General features: G+C 68.6%; 19 protein-coding genes, 5 tRNA genes and 1 other RNA gene. 21 read left to right on the forward strand and 4 right to left on the reverse strand.

What is annotated here, in order from left to right; all coding sequences use genetic code 11:
- Positions 1-6 precede the first annotated feature (6 nt).
- The 4 genes from ppk2 to hemA form a co-directional block, all read right to left on the reverse strand.
- Complete coding sequence (gene ppk2 / locus LDO26_RS12110; RefSeq protein ID WP_232131351.1) at positions 7-798, reverse strand: polyphosphate kinase 2; 792 nt, start codon at positions 796-798, stop codon at positions 7-9.
- Positions 799-880: 82 nt separating this feature from the next.
- Positions 881-1399, reverse strand: a complete 519-nt coding sequence (moaB, locus tag LDO26_RS12115; RefSeq protein WP_232131352.1) for a molybdenum cofactor biosynthesis protein B — start codon at positions 1397-1399, stop codon at positions 881-883.
- Positions 1400-1502: 103 nt separating this feature from the next.
- Positions 1503-2582 carry a peptide chain release factor 1 gene (gene prfA / locus LDO26_RS12120; protein ID WP_232131353.1) on the reverse strand — a complete coding sequence of 360 codons (1080 nt, stop codon included), beginning with the start codon at positions 2580-2582 and terminating at the stop codon, positions 1503-1505.
- Positions 2560-3858, reverse strand: coding sequence for a glutamyl-tRNA reductase (gene hemA / locus LDO26_RS12125; protein ID WP_255682212.1), 1299 nt, complete (start codon positions 3856-3858; stop codon positions 2560-2562). The genes prfA and hemA overlap by 23 nt, the downstream gene beginning before the upstream one ends.
- 201 nt (positions 3859-4059) lie before the next feature.
- On the opposite strand from hemA, the gene LDO26_RS12130 reads away from it, so the two are divergent.
- The 21 genes from LDO26_RS12130 to rpoB all read left to right on the forward strand — a co-directional run bounded on the left by LDO26_RS12130 (position 4060) and on the right by rpoB (position 21591).
- Positions 4060-5763 carry a tetratricopeptide repeat protein gene (locus LDO26_RS12130; protein WP_232131354.1) on the forward strand — a complete coding sequence of 568 codons (1704 nt, stop codon included), beginning with the start codon at positions 4060-4062 and terminating at the stop codon, positions 5761-5763.
- A complete protein-coding gene (lolB, locus tag LDO26_RS12135; RefSeq protein ID WP_232131355.1) occupies positions 5760-6479 on the forward strand; it encodes a lipoprotein insertase outer membrane protein LolB in 720 nt (239 codons plus the stop codon). Before LDO26_RS12130 ends, lolB begins: the two co-directional genes overlap by 4 nt.
- Positions 6476-7354 carry a 4-(cytidine 5'-diphospho)-2-C-methyl-D-erythritol kinase gene (gene ispE, locus LDO26_RS12140; RefSeq protein WP_232131356.1) on the forward strand — a complete coding sequence of 293 codons (879 nt, stop codon included), beginning with the start codon at positions 6476-6478 and terminating at the stop codon, positions 7352-7354. The genes lolB and ispE overlap by 4 nt, the downstream gene beginning before the upstream one ends.
- 59 nt (positions 7355-7413) lie before the next feature.
- A tRNA-Gln gene (locus LDO26_RS12145) sits at positions 7414-7489 on the forward strand.
- Between the two features lie 69 nt (positions 7490-7558).
- The gene (locus LDO26_RS12150; protein WP_232131357.1) at positions 7559-8518 is read left to right on the forward strand and encodes a ribose-phosphate diphosphokinase; all 960 of its coding nucleotides are present in this window, start codon (positions 7559-7561) and stop codon (positions 8516-8518) included.
- 179 nt (positions 8519-8697) lie between these two features.
- On the forward strand, positions 8698-9354 hold the full coding sequence (locus LDO26_RS12155; protein WP_232131358.1) for a 50S ribosomal protein L25/general stress protein Ctc: 657 nt from the start codon (positions 8698-8700) through the stop codon (positions 9352-9354).
- Between the two features lie 52 nt (positions 9355-9406).
- Positions 9407-9988 carry an aminoacyl-tRNA hydrolase gene (gene pth / locus LDO26_RS12160; RefSeq protein WP_232131359.1) on the forward strand — a complete coding sequence of 194 codons (582 nt, stop codon included), beginning with the start codon at positions 9407-9409 and terminating at the stop codon, positions 9986-9988.
- A 79-nt stretch (positions 9989-10067) separates the two neighbouring features.
- Positions 10068-11159, forward strand: a complete 1092-nt coding sequence (ychF, locus tag LDO26_RS12165) for a redox-regulated ATPase YchF (protein WP_232131360.1) — start codon at positions 10068-10070, stop codon at positions 11157-11159.
- A 293-nt stretch (positions 11160-11452) separates the two neighbouring features.
- Positions 11453-11538: transfer RNA gene (locus tag LDO26_RS12170), tRNA-Tyr, on the forward strand.
- Positions 11539-11578: 40 nt separating this feature from the next.
- A non-coding RNA gene (locus LDO26_RS12175) (RtT sRNA) lies at positions 11579-11710 on the forward strand.
- Between the two features lie 69 nt (positions 11711-11779).
- A tRNA-Gly gene (locus tag LDO26_RS12180) sits at positions 11780-11853 on the forward strand.
- A 45-nt stretch (positions 11854-11898) separates the two neighbouring features.
- A tRNA-Thr gene (locus LDO26_RS12185) sits at positions 11899-11974 on the forward strand.
- Between the two features lie 70 nt (positions 11975-12044).
- Positions 12045-13235 (forward strand): elongation factor Tu, encoded by a 1191-nt coding sequence (gene tuf / locus LDO26_RS12190; protein WP_232131361.1) that lies wholly within the window; start codon positions 12045-12047, stop codon positions 13233-13235.
- A 110-nt stretch (positions 13236-13345) separates the two neighbouring features.
- Positions 13346-13421: transfer RNA gene (locus LDO26_RS12195), tRNA-Trp, on the forward strand.
- Between the two features lie 81 nt (positions 13422-13502).
- Entirely contained in the window at positions 13503-13883 is a 381-nt protein-coding gene (gene secE / locus LDO26_RS12200) for a preprotein translocase subunit SecE (protein ID WP_232131362.1), read from the forward strand.
- A 16-nt stretch (positions 13884-13899) separates the two neighbouring features.
- Positions 13900-14472 (forward strand): transcription termination/antitermination protein NusG, encoded by a 573-nt coding sequence (nusG, locus tag LDO26_RS12205; protein ID WP_232131363.1) that lies wholly within the window; start codon positions 13900-13902, stop codon positions 14470-14472.
- A gap of 215 nt (positions 14473-14687) precedes the next feature.
- Positions 14688-15116: a 50S ribosomal protein L11 gene (rplK, locus tag LDO26_RS12210; protein ID WP_232131364.1), complete on the forward strand. Its 429-nt coding sequence runs from the start codon at positions 14688-14690 to the stop codon at positions 15114-15116.
- Between the two features lie 4 nt (positions 15117-15120).
- Positions 15121-15822 (forward strand): 50S ribosomal protein L1, encoded by a 702-nt coding sequence (rplA, locus tag LDO26_RS12215; RefSeq protein ID WP_232131365.1) that lies wholly within the window; start codon positions 15121-15123, stop codon positions 15820-15822.
- Positions 15823-16204: 382 nt separating this feature from the next.
- Complete coding sequence (gene rplJ, locus LDO26_RS12220; protein WP_232131366.1) at positions 16205-16729, forward strand: 50S ribosomal protein L10; 525 nt, start codon at positions 16205-16207, stop codon at positions 16727-16729.
- A gap of 79 nt (positions 16730-16808) precedes the next feature.
- On the forward strand, positions 16809-17186 hold the full coding sequence (gene rplL, locus LDO26_RS12225; protein WP_232131367.1) for a 50S ribosomal protein L7/L12: 378 nt from the start codon (positions 16809-16811) through the stop codon (positions 17184-17186).
- 232 nt (positions 17187-17418) lie between these two features.
- Positions 17419-21591: a DNA-directed RNA polymerase subunit beta gene (gene rpoB, locus LDO26_RS12230; protein WP_232131368.1), complete on the forward strand. Its 4173-nt coding sequence runs from the start codon at positions 17419-17421 to the stop codon at positions 21589-21591.
- Positions 21592-21619: the final 28 nt, after the last annotated feature.

Raw genomic sequence — 21619 nt, forward strand, 5'->3', positions numbered from 1 at the left:
CGGCCTTCAGTCGTCGCCGGCCGCCGGCACGAACGCCGGGATCGGCTTGACCACGCCGAAGCGGTCCTTCGCCGGCTTGCCCGGCAGCGGCGGCAGCGACATGTCCTCGGGCGGGATGTGGGTGTCGGGCAGGTGGTCGAGCAGATGCCGGATCAGGGTCAGGCGGCCGCTGCGCTGGTCGTTGAAGTCCACCAGCGTCCACGGCGCGTGCTTCGTGTGGGTCGCCTCGAGCATCGCCTCGCGCGCCCGGGTGTAGTCGTCGTAGCGGCTGCGCGCCTGCAGGTCCACCGGCGAGAGCTTCCAGCGTTTCAGCGGATCGGCCAGGCGCTCGGCGAAGCGTTCCTCCTGCTGCGCCTGGTCGCAGCACAGCCAGTACTTCAGCATCACCAGGCCGTCGTCGACCAGCTGCCGCTCGAACACCGGCGCGGCGTGCAGGAAGGCCGCGACCTGGGCCTCGGTGGCGTAGCCCATCACCCGCTCGACGCCGGCGCGGTTGTACCAGCTGCGGTCGAACAGTGCGATCTCGCCGGCCGCCGGCAGGTGCGGCACGTAGCGCTGGAAGTACCACTGGCCGCGCTCGCGGTCGCTGGGCACCGGCAGCGCGACGATGCGGCACTGGCGCGGATTGAGGTATTCGGAAATCGCCTTGATCGCGCCGCCCTTGCCGGCGGTGTCGCGGCCCTCGACGATCACCAGCAGGCGCTGGCCGCTGTGCTGCAGCCAGCGTGCCATCGCCGTCAGCTCGACCTGCATCGGCCGCAGTGCCGCCTCGTAGTCCTTGCGCTTGATTGGTTTCATCCGGGGTCCTGTCGGGCTGGGGCGTCCGGCCGGCGGGCGCCATATGCGGCCGGCGGCGCGGCGCCTCATTTCATTCTTTCAGTCATTCCTTCAGCCGCGGCCGGATCGTGGCCAGGTTGCAGGGCCGGGTCCGCGCATCGAGCTGCTGGCGGATGATCTTCTCCCACGCGGTCGTGCAGGCCGACGTCGAGCCGGGCAGGGCGAACACGAACGTCGCGTTGGCGAGACCGGCGAACGCGCGCGACTGCAGCGACGAGGTCCCGATCTCCTCGAAGGAGATCGCGCGGAACAGCTCGCCGAACCCCGGCATTTCCTTGTCCAGCAGCGGCCGCAGCGCCTCGGGCGTGGAGTCGCGGCCGGTGAAGCCGGTGCCGCCGGTGACCAGGATGCCGTCGACGGCCGGATCGGCGATCCACTTCGACACCAGCGCACGCATCGCGTAGCGGTCGTCGGGCAGCAGCGCGCGTTCGGCGACGCGGTGGCCGTCGGCGGACAGCGACTGCACGAGGTAGTCGCCGGAGCTGTCGTTGTCGAGGCTGCGGCTGTCGGAGACGGTCAGCACGCAGACCGAAAGCGGAATGAAATCGGATCGGGCGGTCATGCGCGCAGGGTAGCGCAAGTCCGCGGACTTCTCCGGCCGGCAAGGCGCCCGCGCGGGCATGGCCGGTCGGGCTTTTCCGGATCCCGCATCCCGAATCCGGGCTTCACTCCGTCATCCGCGCCAGTTCGTCGGCCTGGTGCTCCTGCGACAGCCGCGCGATCAGCGCGTCGAGGTTGCCTTCGAGCACGTTCGGCAGGTCGTACAGGGTCAGGCCGTCGATGCGGTGGTCGGTGATGCGGCCCTGCGGGTAGTTGTAGGTGCGGATGCGCTGGCTGCGGTCGCCGCTGCCGACCTGCAGCTTGCGGGTCTCGGCGGTCGCCGCCGCGCGGCGCTCGGCCTCGGCCTCGGCCAGCATCGCCCGCAGGCGCTTCATCGCCTTGTCGCGGTTGGCGTGCTGGGAGCGCTCGGTCTGCGATTCGACGACCAGTCCGCTGGGCAGGTGGGTGATGCGGATCGCCGAGTCGGTCTTGTTGACGTGCTGGCCGCCGGCGCCGGACGAACGGAAGGTGTCGACCTTGAGGTCGGCGGGATTGAGCTCGACCGGCTCGCCGGCGGCCTCGATCGGGATGATCGCCACCGTCGCCGCCGAGGTGTGGATGCGCCCCTGCGACTCGGTCTCGGGCACGCGCTGCACGCGGTGGGTGCCGGATTCGAACTTCAGCTTCGCGTAGGCGCCGTCGCCCTCGACCGCGGCGATGATCTCGCGGAAGCCGCCGTGCTCGCCCGGACTCGCCGACTCGACCTCGACCCGCCAGCCCTGGCGCTCGGCATAGCGGGCGTACATGCGGAACAGGTCGCCGGCGAAGATCGCCGCCTCGTCGCCGCCGGTGCCGGCGCGGATCTCGAGGTAGAAGCCGCCGTCGTCGCGGGTGTCGCGCGGCACCAGCAGCGCCAGCAGCAGTGCGTCGAGTTCCGCCAGGCGCGTCGTCGCCGCGGCGATCTCCTCCTCCGCCAGTTCGCGCATCACCGGGTCTCCGCGCATCGCCTCGGCGCCGTGGAGGTCGGCCAGCGTGCGGCGCTCGTCGGCGAGCGCGGCGGCCAGTGGCTCGAGCTGGGCGAACTCGCGCGACAGCGCGCGGAAGCGCGTCTGGTCGGCGATCGTGTCGGGGTCGGCAAGCAGGCGTTCGAGTTCGTCGCGGCGTTCGGCCAGCGCTTCGAGCTTATGGCGCAGGGTCGGCAGCATCGTCGTCTTCGGTGGTGGGGGCGGGCGGCAGCAGGCGTTCGATGCCGCTGGCGAAGTCGTCGCCGCCGCGCAGCGCGGCCTCGCGCAGCGCCGCGGTCGGCAGGTGCAGCAGGCGGTTGGTCAGGGTATGCGCCAGCAGTTCCAGCACGGCCTCGGGCGGCTGCCCGGCGGCGAGCTGCTGGCGGGCCTTCTCCAGCGATTCGGCGCGGACCGCGTCGCCGTGCGCGCGCAGGCGCTTGAGCGGCGCGCTGCGGCCGCGCGCGGTGCGCGCCTCGGCATAGCGCGCGACCTGCAGGTCGATGATGGTCTCGGCATCGTTGGCGGCCTCGCGGCGGCCGCGGCGGTTGTCGTCGAGGGTGCGTTCCAGGTCGTCGACGGTGTAGAGGAACACGTCGCGCAGCTCGGCCACGTCGGCGGCGATGTCGCGCGGCACCGCCAGGTCCATCAGCAGCATCGGCCGGTGGCGGCGCGCCTGCAGCGCGGCGGCGACCTGCGGCCGGGTCAGGACCGGCTCGCGGCTGGCGGTGGCCGAGAACACGATGTCGGCCAGGAACAGGTGCCGGTCCAGTTCGTCGAGCGGCAGCGCGATGCCGCCATGGCGCGCGGCCAGTTCCTGCGCGTGCGGGTAGGTGCGGTTGGCGATCAGCAGGCGCTTGACGTTGGCCTGGGCCAGGTGGCGCGCGGCCAGTTCGATGGTCTCGCCGGCACCGACCAGCAGCACCGCCGAGTCGGACGGACGGGCGAAGGACTCCTGCGCCAGCCGCACCGCCAGCGAGGCGACCGACACCGGGCTGTTGCCGATGCGGGTCTCGCTGCGCGCGCGCTTGGCGGTGACGAAGGCGTGCTGGAACACGCGGTCCAGCTCGCTGCCCAGGGTGCCGGCGCTGCGCGCGCTCGCCCAGGCCTGCTTCACCTGGCCGAGGATCTGCGGTTCGCCCAGCACCAGCGAGTCGAGGCCGGTGGCGACGCGGAACAGGTGCCGCGCCGCGGCCTCGTCGCGATGCCGGTACAGATACGCATGCAGCGACTGTGCCGGATCCAGCGTGGCATCGGCCGGCCGGGTCGCCAGCCAGTCCGCCAGCGCACTGCCGTCGTCGTCGGCGATCGCGTACAGCTCGGTGCGGTTGCAGGTCGACAGCAGTGCGACCTCGCGCACCACCGGCAACGCGCGCAGCTGTGCCAGCGCGGCCGGCAGCGCGTCGCCGCCGAACGCGACGCGTTCGCGCAGGGCGACCGGCGCGGTCTGGTGGTTGATGCCGAGTGCGAACAGGCTCATGGGTCGGGCTGGCGGCGAATGCGGTGCGGCGGCCTTGCGGACCGGTCGCGCGAGGCGTGCGCACGGCGCCGTGCGGCGGCCGACGAACTCCTCATCCGTTCAGGTGCTTGCGATAAGCTCTCGGGAGAAGGTGCCCATTTTACGGCCCGGTTGCCCCAGATGCCCGTTTTCCCGTTTTCCCGGACCGCGCGCACCGGTCCCATGCGCCGTCGCCTGCCTGTCCTGTGGCTGGCCCCGCTGCTCGGAATCGCCTGCGCCGCGCAGGCGCAGGCCCCCGCGCACGACGACGCCGGGCAAGGCGACACCCCCGGCCGGGAGTTCCTGCGCCAGGACCTGCTGGGCGCGTCGCTGGCTGGCGAGTTCGCGGTCCAGGCCGGCCGCCTCGACGAGGCCGCCAACTGGTATCTCGATGCCGCGCGCATTGCCGGCGACGATGCCGGACTGGCCGAGCGCGCGACCCGCATCGCGCTGCTGGCCGGCGACGACCGCCGCGCCGCGGACGCGCTGGCGCTGTGGCGTCGCAGCGCGCCGGATTCGCTGCCGATGCTGGCCGCCGAGGCGACGCTGTCGCTGCGCGGCAAGCGCGACCGGGTCGCGCGCCGCCAGCTCGAGGCGCTGCTGCGCAACCCCGATCCGGACGGCTGGCGGCACGCGTTCACGGTGCTGTCGAGCGGCGGGCGCGATCCGCAGCAGGCCGCGCGCATCCTCGGCCAGCTGGTCGACCGCCAGGCGATTCCCGGCGAACTGCAGGCCTGGATGGCCTTCGGCGGCCTCGCCCAGCGGCTCGACCGCGTCGACCTGACCGAGCGGATCCTCGACAACATCGTCGCGCGCTTCCCCGGCGAGCCGCGCGTGGCCCTGCTGCGCGCCAGCCAGATGCGCGAGTCCGGGCGTGCCGACGACGCCCGTGCCGCGCTGGCGCCGATCGCCGCGTCGGCGGTGCTTGCGCCGGACCTGCGCCTGGCGCTGGCCGGCGAGTACGAACAATTGGGCGATTTCGTCGAGGCCGAGCGCATCCTCGCCAACGGTCCGCAGGACGGCAGGAGCGTGATGCTGCGGGCCTCGCTGCTGGCGCGCGCCGAGGACAAGCCGGCGCTGGCCGCGCTGTACGAGGAGCTCAAGGCGGGCGCGGCGATGCCCAACCCGGCGCAGCGGCTGCTGCTGGGGCAGATGGCCGAGTACCTGGGGCAGTTCGACGAGGCGCTGGAGTGGTACGTCAGCGTGCCGGGCGGCGGCGAACGCTGGCAGGCGCGCCTGCGCGGGGCGCGGGTGCTGCATGAGCTGGGACGCACCGAGGCGGCCTATGCGCAGCTGCGCGAACTGCAGGCCGACGGCAGCGCCGACGACGACGTGCGCCGCAACGCCTACCTGCTGGAGGCCGAGCTGCACCGCGAGGACGATGCACAAGCCCCCGAGCTCGATGCCTACAACCGCGGCCTGGCGGCGATCCCCGACGATCCCGCGGTGCTCTACGCGCGCGCGCTGATGTGGGAGCGTCGCGACGACATCCCGCGGGCCGAGGCCGACCTGCGCCGGATCCTGGTGTCCGACCCGGAGAACGTCGCCGCGCTCAACGCGCTCGGCTACACCCTGGCCGACCGCACCAACCGCTACACCGAGGCGCTGGAGCTGATCGACCGCGCCCGAGTCGCCGAGCCGGACAACGCCGCGATCGTCGACAGCTACGGCTGGGTGCTGTACCGGCTGGGTCGCCTGAACGAGGCGCTGGTCGAGTTGCGGCGCGCGTTCTCGATGATGAAGGACCCCGAGGTCGCCGCGCACATCGGCGAAGTGCTGTGGGCGCTGGGCCGGCGCGACGAGGCGCGCAGGTATTTCGACGAGGCGCGTGCGCTGGATCCGGAAAACCGCTCGCTGCTGCGCGCGCTGGAGAACACCGGCGCATGAACCGCTGCCGGGACCGCGCCGCGACCCGCTGGCGCCTGTGCGGGGCGGCCGCTGCGCTCGCGCTGCTGGCGGCCTGCACCAGCGTGCCGGTGCGGCCACCGGGGCAGGTCGCGGCGCTGGACCCGGCCGCGCTGGCCGCCGCCGAGTCGGCGCTGGCCGCGCACGAGGCCGCGGTCCGCGCATTGCCGTCGCTGGCGTTCGCCGGGCGGGTCGCGATGTCCAACGGCCGCGACGGCGGCAGCGGCCGCATCGAATGGCGCCAAGCCGGTGCCGGTTACCGCGTCACGCTGAGCGCGCCGGTGACCCGGCAGAGCTGGCAGCTGCAGGGCGGGCCGCACGGCGCCCGCCTCGAGGGGCTGGCCGGCGGAGCGCGCGAGGGCGCGGACGTGGGCGAGCTGCTGTGGCAGGCCACCGGCTTCGAGATCCCGGTCGGGGCGCTGGCGGCGTGGGCCGCCGGCACCCGCGCCGAAGGTCCCGATGCCGGTCCGGCCGAGGTCCACTTCGATGCCGCGGGCCGGCTGGTCCGGCTCGAGCAGGACGGCTGGACCATCGACTATCTGCAATGGCAGCCGGCCGACGCGGCGGTCGCCGGGCCGGCCTTGCCGACCCGGATCAATGCCGCGCGCGGTGATGCCCGCGTGCGCCTGGTCGTCGACAGCTGGCTGCCGGGCGATGCCGAAGCGGGCGCCGACGCCGGGCCGCCGGAGACGCCATGAGCGTTGCCGACCCGGCGCCGGGCTGGTCGGACTGGCCGGCGCCGGCCAAGCTGAACCTGTTCCTGCGCATCACCGGCCGCCGCGCCGACGGCTACCACGAGCTGCAGACCGTCTTCCGGATCCTCGACTGGGGCGATACGGTGCGCCTGCGCCTGCGCGACGACGGCCTGGTCCGCCGGATCGGCGGGTCCGTACCGGGCGTGGCGGAAGACGACGACCTGCTGGTCCGCGCGGCCAGGATCCTGCAAAAAGACGCCAATTGCCCGCACGGTGTCGACATCGCCATCGAAAAGCGCATTCCTGCCGGCGCCGGCTTCGGTGGCGGCTCCTCCGATGCGGCGACCGTGCTGCGCGCGCTCGACCGGCTCTGGCGGCTGGACCTGGGCGAGGACCGGCTGGCGGCGCTGGGCGTGCGGCTGGGTGCCGACGTGCCGGTGTTCGTGCGTGGCCGCAACGCCTGGGCCGAAGGCGTGGGCGAGGCGCTGCAGCCGCTGGCCCTGGCGCCGGCCTGGTACCTGCTGGCCCACCCGGACGTGCACGTGAACACCGGGCAGTTGTTCCAGTCCACTGAATTGACGCGAAATGCTGCGCCCGCGACAATATCCGACTTCGTTTCAGGTGCATCGCTCGGCAACGCGTTCGAGCCGGTCCTGCGTCGCCGTGAATCCGCTGTCGACGCGGTCTTCGCCGCGCTCGCAGGAGTCGGCACGCCGCGCTTGACCGGGACGGGCAGTGGCTGCTTCGTCGAATTCGCCACCCGCGAGTCCGCCGAGGCCGCGCAGGCGCAGGTGTCGTCGCGGATTCCGACCCGCGTGGTCGCCGGCGCGGCGCGCTCGCCGCTGCTTGATGCGTTGGGAGCGGGGATTCGGGATTAGGGATTGGGGATCGGCGGGCTTCGAATCCCCAGTTTCCAATCCCGAATCCCGGTCGCCACAGGGGCGTCGCCAAGCGGTTAAGGCACCGGGTTTTGATCCCGGCATGCGCAGGTTCGAATCCTGCCGCCCCTGCCAGTCCGTCCGTGCCCGCCGGCACGGGCACCACCTTCATCCGCTCGGTCAGAGCGACGCGGAACCGCCGACATGAAAGACGAACGCAATCTCCTGATCTTCTCGGGCAACGCCAACCGCCCGCTCGCCGCCGCGGTGTGCCGCGAGCTCGGCGTGCGCCGCGGCAAGGCGCTGGTCTCGACGTTCTCCGACGGCGAGGTGCAGGTCGAGATCGAGGAGAACGTCCGCCGCCAGGACGTGTTCGTGATCCAGCCCACCTGCGCGCCGTCGGCCGAGAACCTGATGGAGCTGCTGGTGCTGATCGACGCGCTCAAGCGCGCCTCGGTCTCCAGCGTCACCGCGGTGATTCCGTACTTCGGCTATTCGCGCCAGGATCGCCGGCTGCGCTCCTCGCGCGTGCCGATCACCGCCAAGGTCGCCGCCAAGATGGTCACCGTCGCCGGCGCCGACCGGGTGCTGACGATCGACCTGCACGCCGACCAGATCCAGGGCTTCTTCGACATCCCCGTCGACAACGTCTACGCCTCGCCGCTGCTGCTGGCCGACATCTGGCGCGCGCACGGCACCGACAACCTGATCGTGGTCTCGCCCGACGTCGGCGGCGTGGTGCGCGCCCGGGCGATCGCCAAGCGCCTCGACGACGCGGACCTGGCGATCATCGACAAGCGCCGGCCGCGCGCCAACGTCTCGACGGTGATGAACATCATCGGCGACGTGCAGGGCAAGATCTGCGTGCTGGTCGACGACATCGTCGACACCGCCGGCACCCTGTGCGCGGCGGCCGCGGCGCTGAAGCAGAACGGCGCCGAGAAGGTCGTCGCCTACTGCACGCACCCGGTGCTGTCGGGCGCGGCGATCGACAACCTGAACAAGTCGCAGCTCGACGAGATGGTGGTCACCGACACCATTCCGCTGTCGGAGGCCGCGCGCAACTGCAGCCGCATCCGCCAGCTCAGCGTCGCCGAGATGCTGGCCGAGACGATCCGGCGCATCGCGTTCGGCGAATCGGTCAGCTCGATGTACGTCGACTGAGTTCCGGGGCAGGGACCAGGGGCCGGAGGCCAGGGAAACGCGCAAGCGGCACGCTTCTGCTTCTCCCTGGCCTCCGGCCCCTGGCTCCCGGCCCCTCTATCGGCTCTTCTGGTCGCGGAAGAGTCATACCATCCGCCGCGAGGCGGAATCATCGCAACGTCAAAAGAGTGAAGAACACCATGGCAACTCCGCATGAAATCAAGGTGCAGCGCCGCGAAGACGAGGGGAAGGGTGCGAGCCGCCGCCTTCGTCACGCCGGTGAAGTGCCTGCCGTCGTCTATGGCGGCGACCTCAAGCCGGTCAGCATCAAGCTGAGCCACAACGATGTCTGGCTCGCCAGCCAGCACGACTGGTTCTATTCGTCGATCCTCGACCTGAGCCTCAACGGCGACGTGCAGAAGGTGCTGCTGCGTGACCTGCAGCGTCATCCCTTCCGCCAGCAGATCCTGCACCTGGACTTCCAGCGCGTCAGCGACGACGAGAAGATCCGCACCGCGGTGCCGCTGCACTTCATCAACAAGGAAACCTCGCCGGCCGGCAAGGCCGCTGACGTGGTGATCACCGCCGAGCTCAACGAGATCACCATCAGCTGCCTGCCGGGGGACCTGCCGGAGTCCATCGAGGTCGACCTGGCCACGCTGAGCGTGGGCGACATCATCCACCTGTCGCAGATCAAGCTGCCCAAGGGCGTCGAGATCCCCGAGCTGACCCAGGGCGCGGACCACGACGTCGCCGTCGTCGTCGCCAAGCACGGCCGTGTCGAGGTCGCCCCGGAAGCGACCGAGGAAGCACCGGCGGACGTGCCGGCGACCAAGGCCGCCAAGGACGACGAGTAATCGCTGCGCGCCGGCGCGCCCGTCCGCGGGCGTGCCGGCGGCATCGTGACCGATGGCGGACCTGCGTCTCATCGTCGGGCTGGGCAATCCCGGACCCGAACATGCACGGACCCGGCACAATGCCGGGTTCCGTTTTGTCGACGAACTCGCGTCGCGCGCGGGGGCGTCGTTCCGCGTGGACGGCAAGCTGTTCGGCGAGACCGCGAAGATCGAGATCGCCGGCCAGCCGGTCTGGCTGCTGAAACCGTCGACGTTCATGAACCTGAGCGGGAAATCCGTCGCGGCGGCGCTGCGGTTCTGGAAGTTCGAACCGGAGCAGGCGCTGCTGGCCCACGACGAGCTGGACCTGCCGCCGGGCACCGCGCGGCTGAAGTTCGATGGCGGACATGGCGGGCAGAACGGCCTGCGCGACACGATGCGCCTGCTGGGGCATGGCCGCTTCCACCGTTTGCGCATCGGCATCGGCCATCCGGGCAGCAAGGACAAGGTCACCCCGTGGGTGCTGGGCCGGCCGTCGCCGGACGATGCGATCCTGATCGACCGCGCCATCGACGAGGCGATCGACGTGCTGCCGCTGGCGGTTGCCGGCAACTTCATGGACGCGATGACGCGGCTGCATACGCGCAGGGATTAGGGATTGGGGATTGGGGATTTGAGAAGGCGCGGCGCTTTTTCGAATCCCGAATCCCGAATCACCAATCCCGGATCCACATATGGGCATCAAATGCGGCATCGTCGGCCTGCCGAACGTCGGCAAGTCGACCCTCTTCAACGCGTTGACCAAGGCGGGCATCGCCGCGGCCAATTTCCCGTTCTGCACGATCGAGCCGAACGTCGGCATCGTGCCGGTGCCCGATCCACGCCTGAACGCGCTGGCGGCGATCGTCAAGCCGCAGAAGGTGCTGCCGACGGCGGTCGAGTTCGTCGACATCGCCGGCCTGGTCGCCGGCGCGGCCAGCGGTGAGGGCCTGGGCAACAAGTTCCTGTCGCACATCCGCGAGGTCGACGCGATCACCCACGTGGTGCGCTGCTTCGAGAACCCGGACGTCATCCACGTCAACAACCGGGTCGACCCGATCGCCGACATCGACACCATCGACACCGAGCTGGCGCTGGCCGACCTCGAATCGGTGGAGAAGGCGCTGCAGCGCGCCGAGCGTTCGGCCAAGACCGGCGACAAGGACGCCAAGGCGCGTGCCGAGGTGCTGGGCCGGGTGCACAAGGGCCTGGCCGACGGCCGGCCGGTGCGGTCGCTGGCGCTGTCCGACGACGACCGCGCGGCGATCCGCGACCTGTTCCTGCTGACCGCAAAGCCGGTGCTGTACATCGCCAACGTGCTCGAGGACGGTTTCGACCACAATCCGCATCTCGACGCGGTGCGCGCCCGCGCCGCGACCGAGGGCGCCGAAGTGGTGCCGGTGTCGGCGGCGATCGAGGAGGAGCTGTCGCAGCTCGACGACGCCGACCGCGATGCGTTCCTGACCGACCTCGGCCTCGACGAGCCGGGCCTGAACCGGGTGATCCGCGCCGGCTACGGCCTGCTGAATCTGCAGACCTACTTCACCGCGGGCGTCAAGGAAGTGCGCGCGTGGACGGTGAAGATCGGCGCCACCGCGCCGCAGGCCGCGGCGGTGATCCATACCGATTTCGAGAAGGGCTTCATCCGCGCCGAGGTCGTCGGTTACGACGACTTCATCCGCTACAACGGCGAGGCCGGCGCCAAGGAAGCCGGCAAGTGGCGGCTGGAAGGCAAGGAGTACATCGTCAAGGATGGCGACGTGATGCATTTCCGCTTCAACGTCTGACGCCCGCGGCCGGGCGCCCCACGACAGGCCCCGCGATCGCGGGGCCTTTCCGTTTGCGGCGTGGGTGGCCGGGAATGACGCGCGCGTTGCGGCTTCGCCCGGCGGCGTGCGGGCTGGTGGCGCATCCGTCCCCGTGCGATGAATCCCCCGGTGTTGTGCCGCACGCCCCCGGACTGTGCGAGAATGCGCCCCCGCGATGCGGGCTGCCGCAGACCGGATGCAATCGAGCGTTGACAGCGGTTCGCGGTGGCTTCAAAATCGCGGGCTGTTTTCACCGGCAAGACGAAAGCGCCGGAGGGATACCCAAGCGGCCAACGGGGGCAGACTGTAAATCTGCTGGCTTACGCCTTCGGTGGTTCGAATCCACCTCCCTCCACCATGTTCCAAGAAGTCGTGCGGTTTCGGTCGGCGGTGTAGTGAGAAAGGCGAACCGGAGGTGGGCGAGAACCACCGCTGGTTCGACAGCGAAGCGCAGCTTCGCTGAACGCGCCGCGAGGCGCGGCCCGGAGGGCGAGGCGCGAAAGCGCCGAGTCATCCACCTCCCTCCACCATGTTCTTTCCGGTGGATTGCGGTTCCAGTTTCAAGTGCGGCAGTTGTCAAGCGGTAGCAGGATCCCGGTGCGGGAGTAGTTCAATGGTAGAACCTCAGCCTTCCAAGCTGATGGTGCGGGTTCGATCCCCGTCTCCCGCTCCATTGATGTCGCTCCATTGATATTTCCCCGGCGGTATCCACATCGTTGCTCACGTAGCTCAGTCGGTAGAGCACCTCCTTGGTAAGGAGGAGGTCGAAGGTTCGATTCCTTTCGTGAGCACCACCTTCGCGGCACAGCCGTCATGCGGCACTGCGCGCACCACCACTTCATCCGATATCGAGACAAGGCAGCCATGGCAAAGGGTAAGTTCGAGCGCACCAAGCCCCACGTGAACGTGGGCACGATTGGTCACGTGGATCACGGCAAGACGACGCTGACGGCGGCGCTGACGAAGATCGGTGCGGAGCGTTTCGGCGGTGAGTTCAAGGACTACTCGTCGATCGACGCGGCGCCGGAAGAGAAGGCGCGCGGGATCACGATCTCGACGGCGCACGTGGAATACGAGAGCCCGACGCGCCACTACGCGCACGTGGACTGCCCGGGGCACGCCGACTACGTGAAGAACATGATCACGGGTGCGGCGCAGATGGACGGCGCGATCCTGGTGTGTTCGGCCGCGGACGGCCCGATGCCGCAGACGCGCGAGCACATCCTGCTGTCGCGCCAGGTGGGCGTGCCGCACATCGTGGTGTTCCTGAACAAGGCGGACATGGTCGATGACGCGGAGCTGCTCGAGCTGGTCGAGATGGAAGTGCGCGAGCTGCTGACCAAGTACGAGTTCCCGGGCGACGACACCCCGATCATCCACGGTTCGGCGCGTCTGGCGCTGGAAGGCGACCAGAGCGAGATCGGCGTGCCGTCGATCCTGAAGCTGGTGGAAGCGCTGGACACGTTCATTCCGGAGCCGGAGCGTGACGTGGACAAGCCGTTCCTGATGCCGGTCGAGGACGTGTTCTCGATCTCGGGTCGCGGCACGGTGGTGACGGGCCGCATCGAGCGCGGCATCATCAAGGTCGGCGACGAAATCGAGATCGTGGGCATCCGTCCGACGCAGAAGACCACGGTCACGGGCGTGGAGATGTTCCGCAAGCTGCTGGACCAGGGCCAGGCGGGCGACAACGCGGGCCTGCTGCTGCGCGGCACCAAGCGTGACGACGTGGAGCGCGGCCAGGTGCTGTGCAAGCCGGGTTCGATCAAGCCGCACACCGACTTCGAGGCGGAGGTGTACGTGCTGTCGAAGGACGAGGGTGGCCGTCACACGCCGTTCTTCAAGGGCTACCGTCCGCAGTTCTACTTCCGCACGACCGACATCACGGGTGCGGTGGAGCTGCCGGAAGGCGTGGAGATGGTGATGCCGGGCGACAACGTGAAGATGGTGGTGTCGCTGATCAACCCGGTGGCGATGGACGAGGGCCTGCGCTTCGCGATCCGCGAGGGCGGCCGCACCGTCGGCGCCGGCGTCGTGTCCAAGATCATCAAGTAAGTCCGTAATGCCGGCGGCTTCGGCCGCCGGGCGCGCGAACGGCGGACCGTCAACCGGATCCGCCTTCGCTGTTTCAGGGCATCGCGGTTTCGTGTCGCGGTTCCATCCTTACGCCAGTAGCTCAATTGGCAGAGCAGCGGTCTCCAAAACCGCAGGTTGGGGGTTCGAGTCCCTCCTGGCGTGCCAAATCCGCGGATGCTTCCGCAAGCGCCGGGCCATGGCCGGGCGTCCCAACAGAGCAGTCGCAATCCGATGAGTCGCCGGGACTTGAACAGCAGAGTGGAACAGTCGAAGTCAGCGTCGTCGGCGGATCTCGCCAGGTACGCCGCCGCAGTGGCGCTCGTGGTGGTGGGCGTGTTCGCCTTCTACTGGTTCGAGGCGCAGCTGGCGACGCCGGTGCGCAGCATCATCGTCGGCCTGTGCGTGGTCGGTGCGGCCGCCGTGTTCCTGACCACCAGCAAGGGCCACAAGACGCGGGAGTTCTTCTCCGAAACCCGTTTCGAGATGCGCAAGGTGGTCTGGCCGACGCGCCAGGAGGCGATCCGTCTGACCTGGGTGGTGATCATCGCGGTGATCATCATCAGCCTGCTGCTGGCGGGTTTCGACAAGGTCATCCAGTTTGTCATCCGCCTCATCCTGCGGCAGTGACGGAGTAACGAGTCTGATGGAAACCGAAGGCGTCAAGCGCTGGTACGTGGTACATGCCTATTCCGGCTTCGAGAAGTCGGTGGCCCAGGCGCTGCGCGACCGCATCGTCCGTGCCGGCATGGAGGAGCGCTTCGGCGACGTGCTGGTGCCGACCGAGGAAGTGGTGGAGATGCGCTCCGGCCAGAAGCGCCGTTCCGAGCGCAAGTTCTTCCCCGGCTACGTGCTGGTGCAGATCCTGACCCACGACGAGGGCGGCATTCCGCGGATGGACAGCGAAAGCTGGCATCTGGTCAAGGAAACCCCGAAGGTCATGGGCTTCATCGGCGGTACCGCGGCCAGCCCGCTGCCGATCCGCGACGAGGAGGCGGCCGCGATCCTGGACCGCGTTCAGGAAGGTGTCGAGAAGCCGCGGCCGAAGGTGCTGTTCGAGGCCGGGCAGATGGTCCGCGTCATCGACGGCCCGTTCAACGACTTCAACGGCGTGGTCGAGGAAGTCAACTACGAGAAGAGCCGCCTGCGCGTCGCGGTGCTGATCTTCGGCCGTTCGACCCCGGTCGAGCTGGAGTTCGGGCAGGTCGAAAAGGCCTGACCGGGCATCCGGCACCGGCGTGCCGCCGCCCCGAAAACCTGCTATAGTGCACGGCTCCCTGTCCGGTCGAGCCGGGCAACTGCATTGGCCGCCGCCCTGGCGGCCTTTCGCACGACGGCACAACGCGATGTCGGGACGCGTTGTGTCCTTGGTCACTACGTTCCCGGCGCGATGGGGAGCCTGCCAAACAGGCGTTTGCACCCGGAGAGCATGAAATGGCAAAGAAAGTCATCGGTTACATCAAGCTGCAGGTCAAGGCCGGCCAGGCCAACCCCTCGCCGCCGGTCGGTCCTGCGCTGGGCCAGCGCGGCCTGAACATCATGGAGTTCTGCAAGGCCTTCAATGCCGCCACGCAGAAGCTCGAGCCGGGTCTGCCGATCCCGACCGTGATCACGGCCTACTCGGACCGTACGTTCACCTTCATCACCAAGACGCCGCCGGCGACCATCCTGCTGAAGAAGGCCGTGGGCATCCAGTCGGGCTCCAAGCGCCCGAACACCGAGAAGGTGGGCAAGGTGACCCGTGCCCAGCTCGAGGAGATCGCCAAGGCGAAGGAACCGGATCTGACCGCAGCGGATCTGGATGCAGCAGTGCGCACCATCGCGGGCTCCGCCCGTTCGATGGGCCTGACGGTGGAGGGCTGAGACCATGGCACTGACCAAGCGACAGAAGAACATCCAGGCCGCCGTGCAGCCGGGCAAGAGCTACGGCATCGATGAAGCCCTGAAGATCGTCAAGGACAACAGCAGCGCCAAGTTCGCCGAGGCCGTGGACGTCGCCGTGCGTCTGGGCGTCGATGCGCGCAAGTCCGACCAGCAGGTGCGCGGTTCGACCGTACTGCCGGCCGGTACCGGCAAGAGCGTGCGCGTCGCGGTGTTCGCTCCCGCCGGCGCCAAGGCCGACGAGGCCCTGGCCGCCGGTGCCGACGTCGTCGGCATGGACGATCTGGCCGAGAAGATGCAGGGCGGCGACATCAACTACGACGTCGTGATCGCCACGCCGGACGCGATGCGCGTCGTCGGCAAGCTCGGCACCGTGCTGGGCCCGCGCGGCCTGATGCCCAACCCGAAGGTCGGCACGGTCTCCCCGAACCCGGGCGAGGCGGTGAAGAACGCCAAGGGCGGCCAGGTCCGTTACCGCACCGACAAGGCCGGCATCATCCATTGCACGATCGGCAAGGCCGACTTCGAGGCCGACCGCCTGAAGGAGAACCTGCAGGCGCTGCTGGCGGACCTGGTCAAGGCCAAGCCGGCGACGGCCAAGGGCCAGTACGTGCAGAAGGTCTCGCTGAGCTCGACGATGGGCCCGGGCGTGACCGTCGACGCGTCGACGCTGAGCTACGGCAAGTAATCCACGCAATCGCAGTAAAGCCGCTTCGTCCCGCAGGGGGCGGGGCGGATTTTGAGGGCATCGCAACGGACTTCCATGTCCTGCGCGGCGCCGTCAAAGACCGCAGGCGCGGTCGGGGTGGCAGTGACGACGGGCAGGGAATGCTCGGTATGGCAGGGAATCGCCGTCACCGCCGGCTCCGGCCGCTTAATCCCCAGATGTCCGCATCGAAGGGCCTGCGTAGATGGTTGCCGACCCTCCAGTCATTCAGGTTGAACGAATCTGGAAACGGCCGCCACCCGGAACGCCGCAGGGCGTTCCCGGCATCGATGGAACGGTGCCGTTCATGGCCCGGCCCGGTGCGGACGCATCGGGACGGAATTGAAGCAAGAGAGGAAGTGCAATGGCTCTTAATCTGAACCAGAAGAAGGAAGTCGTTGCCGAACTGGCCGAGGTCGCCGCATCGGCGCACTCGCTGGTCGCCGCGGAGTATCTGGGTCTTACGGTCAGCCAGCTGACCGACCTGCGCAAGAAGGCGCGCGAGAACGGGGTCTACCTGAAGGTAGCGAAGAACACCCTGGTGTCGCGTGCAGTGGAAAACACCGATTACGCCGTCGTCGCCGACGAACTGACCGGTCCGCTGCTGTATGCCTTCTCGAAGGAAGACCCGGGCGCCGCCGGCCGCCTCATCAAGGATTTCGCAAAGACCGCAGACAAGCTGAAGCCGCGCCTGGTTTCCGTGGGCGGGCAGAAGTATCCGGGCACCCATGTGGATGTCCTGGCTTCGCTGCCGACCCGCGAACAGGCACTGGCGATGCTGGTCCGCCTGATGGCCGAACCGGCCACCATGCTGGCCCGCGTTCTTGCCGAGCCCGCCGCCTCGACCGCCCGCGTGATCAACGCGGTGGGTCAGGCCAAGGCCGCCTGAGATCCCTGATGGGTGCCGCATTCGGTACGCATCCAGACAGACAAGTCGTTTCCAAAAACAGTCAATCGAGGTAATCGCAATGTCCCTTTCCAACGAAGAAATCCTGGAAGCCATTGGCAGCAAGTCGCTCGTCGAAGTGATGGAGCTGGTCAAGGCGTTTGAAGAGAAGTTCGGCGTCTCCGCCGCCGCCCCGGTCGCCGTCGCTGCCGGTCCGGCCGCCGGTCCGGCCGCCGCTGCCGAAGAGCAGACCGAGTTCACCGTCGTCCTGAAGGCCGCCGGCGAGAAGAAGGTCGAGGTCATCAAGGTCGTTCGTGCGATCACCGGCCTGGGCCTGAAGGAAGCCAAGGACCTGGTCGAAGGCGCGCCGAAGGACGTCAAGGAAGGCGTTTCGAAGGAAGAAGCCGAGAAGCTCAAGAAGGATCTGGAAGCCGCTGGCGCCCAGGCCGAGCTCAAGTAAGCAACACCTTGGCATCGCAGCACATGCTTGCGATGCACCGGGGCCGGGGGCGAAAGCTCCCGGCCCTTGGTCGTTCCTGAAAATTGGATCGACCGCAGACAACTGACGCAGTTGTCAGTGGGTAGTAGCGGGAGAAGGCGTGCTGGTGCCGGCAATACCAGCGACTACCCAGTGGCAGCTCCATGTTCCCGGACCGCAGGCCGGTCCACCGATATTCCCGAGGCGTATCCCCATGACGACGTCCCACCAGTCGAACTACTCGTTCACCGAGAAGAAGCGCATCCGCAAGAACTTCGGCAAGAGCCGGCAGATTCTCGAGGTGCCGTTCCTGCTGGCCATCCAGGTCGATTCCTACCGCGAGTTCCTGCAGGCCGACCGCGACCCCGCCAAGCGCGAGGACCGTGGCCTGCACGCCGCGCTGAAGTCGGTGTTCCCGATCGTCAGCTACAACGGCTACGCCGCGCTGGAGTACGTCGGCTACAAGCTGGGCGAGCCGGTGTTCGACGAGCGCGAGTGCCGCAACCGCGGCCTCAGCTACGGCGCCCCGCTGCGCGTGACCGTGCGCCTGGTGATCTACGACCGCGAATCGTCGAGCAAGGCGATCAAGTACGTGAAGGAGCAGGAGGTCTACATGGGCGAGATCCCGCTCATGACCGACAACGGCACCTTCATCATCAACGGCACCGAGCGGGTCATCGTCTCGCAGCTGCACCGCAGCCCCGGCGTGTTCTTCGACCATGACCGCGGCAAGACCCACAGCTCGGGCAAGCTGCTGTACTCGGCGCGCATCATCCCCTACCGCGGCTCCTGGCTGGACTTCGAGTTCGACCCGAAGGACGCGCTGTTCACGCGTATCGACCGCCGCCGCAAGCTGCCGGTCTCGGTACTGCTGCGCGCGCTCGGCTACAGCAACGAGGAGATGCTCAACGAGTTCTTCGAGATCAACACCTTCCACATCCTGCCGGAAGGCGAGGGCGTGCAGCTGGAGCTGGTTTCCGAGCGCCTGCGCGGCGAGACCCTGAACTTCGACCTGGTCGACGGCGACAAGGTCATCGTCGAGGCGGGCAAGCGCATCACCGCGCGCCACGTCAAGCAGCTCGAAGCCTCGGGCATCGCCGCGCTGGCGGTGCCGGACGACTACCTCGTCAGCCAGATCCTCTCGCACGACGTCATCGACCCGAGCACCGGCGAGCTGGTCGCGCTGGCCAACGACGAGGTCACCCTGGAGACCCTCGAGGCGCTGCGCAAGGCCGGCATCGAGACCATCGGCACGATCTGGGTCAACGACCTCGACCGCGGTCCGTACCTGTCCAACACCCTGCGCATCGACAGCACCAAGACCCAGCTCGACGCGCTGGTCGAGATCTACCGCATGATGCGTCCCGGCGAGCCGCCGACCAAGGACGCCGCGCAGAACCTGTTCCACAACCTGTTCTTCACCTTCGAGCGCTACGACATCTCCGCCGTCGGCCGCATGAAGTTCAACCGCCGCATCGGCCGCCGCGAAGTCACCGGCGCGTCGGTGCTCTACGACGCACGCTACTTCGCCGAGCGCAAGGACGAGGAGTCCGCGCGCCTGCGCGCCGAGTTCGGCGACAGCTCGGACATCCTCGACGTGATCAAGGTGCTGACCGAGATCCGCAACGGCCGCGGCGTGGTCGATGACATCGACCACCTGGGCAACCGCCGCGTGCGTTCGGTCGGCGAGATGGCCGAGAACGTGTTCCGCGTGGGCCTGGTCCGCGTCGAGCGCGCCGTGCGCGAGCGCCTGACGATGGCCGAGGCCGATGGCCTGACCCCGCAGGAGCTGATCAACGCCAAGCCGGTCGCGGCCGCGGTCAAGGAATTCTTCGGTTCCTCGCAGCTGTCGCAGTTCATGGACCAGAACAACCCGCTGTCGGAAGTCACCCACAAGCGTCGCGTGTCGGCGCTCGGGCCGGGCGGCCTGACCCGCGAGCGTGCCGGCTTCGAGGTGCGCGACGTGCACCCGACCCACTACGGCCGCGTCTGCACCATCGAGACGCCGGAAGGCCCGAACATCGGCCTGATCAACTCGCTGGCGGTGTTCGCCCGCACCAACAAGTACGGCTTCCTCGAGACGCCGTACCGCAAGGTCGTGGACAGCCGCGTCACCGACGAGATCGAGTACCTGTCGGCGATCGAGGAGAACGACTACGTCATCGCCCAGGCCAATGCCGTGCAGGACGCGAACGGGGTGATGACCCAGCAGTTCGTCGACTGCCGCTACCAAGGCGAGTCGCTGCTCAAGCCGCCGGCCGAGATCCACTTCATGGACGTCTCGCCGATGCAGACCGTGTCGGTCGCCGCGGCGCTGGTGCCGTTCCTGGAGCACGACGACGCCAACCGCGCGCTGATGGGCGCCAACATGCAGCGCCAGGCCGTGCCGACGCTGCGTGCGCAGAAGCCGCTGGTCGGCACCGGCATCGAGCGTGCCGTGGCGCGCGACTCGGGCGTGACCGTCAACGCCCGCCGTGGCGGCGTGATCGAGCAGATCGACGCCGGCCGCGTCGTGGTCAAGGTCAACGAGGAGGAGATCTCCGGCGAGACCGATGCCGGCGTCGACATCTACAACCTGATCAAGTACACCCGTTCCAACCAGAACACCTGCATCAACCAGCGTCCGCTGGTCAACGTGGGCGACGTGGTGGCGCGCGGCGACGTGCTGGCCGACGGTCCCTCGACCGACATCGGCGAGCTGGCGCTGGGCCAGAACATGCTGGTCGCGTTCATGCCGTGGAACGGCTACAACTTCGAGGACTCGATCCTGCTGTCGGAGCGCGTCGTCAAGGAAGACCGCTACACGACGATCCACATCGAGGAGCTGACCGCGGTCGCCCGCGACACCAAGCTGGGACCGGAGGAGATCTCCGCCGACATCCCGAACGTGTCGGAGAACGCGCTCAACCGTCTCGACGAGTCCGGCGTGGTGTACATCGGCGCCGAAGTGCGCGCCGGCGACATCCTGGTCGGCAAGGTCACGCCCAAGGGCGAAAGCCAGCTGACCCCCGAGGAGAAGCTGCTGCGCGCGATCTTCGGCGAGAAGGCGTCCGACGTGAAGGACAGCTCGCTGCGCGTGCCGCCGGGCATGGACGGCACCGTCATCGACGTGCAGGTCTTCACCCGCGACGGCATCGAGAAGGACAAGCGCGCCAAGCAGATCGAGGAATCCGAGATCAAGCGCGTCAAGAAGGACTTCGACGACCAGTTCCGGATCCTCGAGTCGGCGATCTACGCGCGCCTGCGCTCGCAGATCCAGGGCAAGGTCGCCAACGGCGGCCCCGGCCTGAAGAAGGGCGACACGGTCAGCTCGCTGGTGCTCGACGGGCTGAAGAAGTCCGACTGGTTCCAGATCCGCATGAAGGACGAGGACGCGGCCGACGCGATCGAGCGCGCGCAGAAGCAGATCGACGCGCACCAGAAGGAGTTCGAGAAGCGCTTCGCCGACAAGCGCGGCAAGATCACCCAGGGCGACGACCTCGCGCCGGGCGTGCTGAAGATGGTCAAGGTCTACCTGGCCGTGAAGCGCCGCATCCAGCCGGGCGACAAGATGGCCGGCCGCCACGGCAACAAGGGTGTCGTGTCGACCATCGTGCCGGTGCAGGACATGCCGTACATGACCAACGGCAACACCGTCGACATCGTGCTCAACCCGCTGGGCGTGCCGAGCCGCATGAACATCGGCCAGATCCTCGAAGTGCACCTGGGCCTGGCGGCCAAGGGGCTCGGCGAGAAGATCCAGCGGATGCTCGACGCGCAGGCCAAGATCGCCGATCTGCGCAAGTTCCTCGACCAGATCTACAACAGCGACAACGACCTCACCAGCCAGCGCGTCGACCTCAAGCAGTTCACCGACGAGGAGCTGCTGACCCTGGCGAAGAACCTGACCGACGGCGTGCCGATGGCCACCCCGGTGTTCGACGGCGCGGCGGAGTCCGAGATCAAGGCGATGCTGGAGCTGGCGGACCTGCCGACCAGCGGCCAGACGCGCCTGTTCGACGGCCGTACCGGCGAGGCGTTCGAGCGCGAGGTGACCGTGGGCTACATGCACATGCTCAAGCTCAACCACCTGGTCGACGACAAGATGCACGCGCGCTCCACCGGTCCGTACTCGCTCGTCACCCAGCAGCCGCTGGGCGGCAAGGCGCAGTTCGGCGGCCAGCGCTTCGGCGAGATGGAAGTCTGGGCGCTGGAAGCCTACGGCGCGGCCTACACCCTGCAGGAGATGCTGACGGTGAAGTCCGACGACGTGCAGGGCCGCAACCAGATGTACAAGAACATCGTCGACGGCGAACACGAAATGGTCGCCGGCATGCCGGAATCGTTCAACGTGCTGGTCAAGGAGATTCGTTCCTTGGCGATCAACATGGAGCTGGAGGAACACTGAGGCCGGAGGCCAGGGGCCAGAGGCCAGG

This window comes from Proluteimonas luteida, from assembly GCF_021191695.1.
GTDB classification, from domain to species: domain Bacteria; phylum Pseudomonadota; class Gammaproteobacteria; order Xanthomonadales; family Xanthomonadaceae; genus Luteimonas; species Luteimonas luteida.

Excerpts from the sequence above, each read along its gene's own strand:
- rpoB (WP_232131368.1), top strand. The coding sequence starts at position 17,419 with ATGACGACGTCCCACCAGTCGAACTACTCGTTCACCGAGAAGAAGCGC.
- rplK (WP_232131364.1), top strand. The coding sequence starts at position 14,688 with ATGGCAAAGAAAGTCATCGGTTACATCAAGCTGCAGGTCAAGGCCGGC.
- tuf (WP_232131361.1), top strand. The coding sequence starts at position 12,045 with ATGGCAAAGGGTAAGTTCGAGCGCACCAAGCCCCACGTGAACGTGGGC.
- ychF (WP_232131360.1), top strand. The coding sequence starts at position 10,068 with ATGGGCATCAAATGCGGCATCGTCGGCCTGCCGAACGTCGGCAAGTCG.
- ispE (WP_232131356.1), top strand. The coding sequence starts at position 6,476 with ATGAGCGTTGCCGACCCGGCGCCGGGCTGGTCGGACTGGCCGGCGCCG.
- ppk2 (WP_232131351.1), bottom strand. The coding sequence starts at position 798 with ATGAAACCAATCAAGCGCAAGGACTACGAGGCGGCACTGCGGCCGATG.
- pth (WP_232131359.1), top strand. The coding sequence starts at position 9,407 with ATGGCGGACCTGCGTCTCATCGTCGGGCTGGGCAATCCCGGACCCGAA.
- rplA (WP_232131365.1), top strand. The coding sequence starts at position 15,121 with ATGGCACTGACCAAGCGACAGAAGAACATCCAGGCCGCCGTGCAGCCG.
- LDO26_RS12150 (WP_232131357.1), top strand. The coding sequence starts at position 7,559 with ATGAAAGACGAACGCAATCTCCTGATCTTCTCGGGCAACGCCAACCGC.
- rplJ (WP_232131366.1), top strand. The coding sequence starts at position 16,205 with ATGGCTCTTAATCTGAACCAGAAGAAGGAAGTCGTTGCCGAACTGGCC.
- nusG (WP_232131363.1), top strand. The coding sequence starts at position 13,900 with ATGGAAACCGAAGGCGTCAAGCGCTGGTACGTGGTACATGCCTATTCC.
- moaB (WP_232131352.1), bottom strand. The coding sequence starts at position 1,399 with ATGACCGCCCGATCCGATTTCATTCCGCTTTCGGTCTGCGTGCTGACC.
- prfA (WP_232131353.1), bottom strand. The coding sequence starts at position 2,582 with ATGCTGCCGACCCTGCGCCATAAGCTCGAAGCGCTGGCCGAACGCCGC.
- LDO26_RS12155 (WP_232131358.1), top strand. The coding sequence starts at position 8,698 with ATGGCAACTCCGCATGAAATCAAGGTGCAGCGCCGCGAAGACGAGGGG.
- LDO26_RS12130 (WP_232131354.1), top strand. The coding sequence starts at position 4,060 with ATGCGCCGTCGCCTGCCTGTCCTGTGGCTGGCCCCGCTGCTCGGAATC.
- rplL (WP_232131367.1), top strand. The coding sequence starts at position 16,809 with ATGTCCCTTTCCAACGAAGAAATCCTGGAAGCCATTGGCAGCAAGTCG.
- hemA (WP_255682212.1), bottom strand. The coding sequence starts at position 3,858 with ATGAGCCTGTTCGCACTCGGCATCAACCACCAGACCGCGCCGGTCGCC.
- lolB (WP_232131355.1), top strand. The coding sequence starts at position 5,760 with ATGAACCGCTGCCGGGACCGCGCCGCGACCCGCTGGCGCCTGTGCGGG.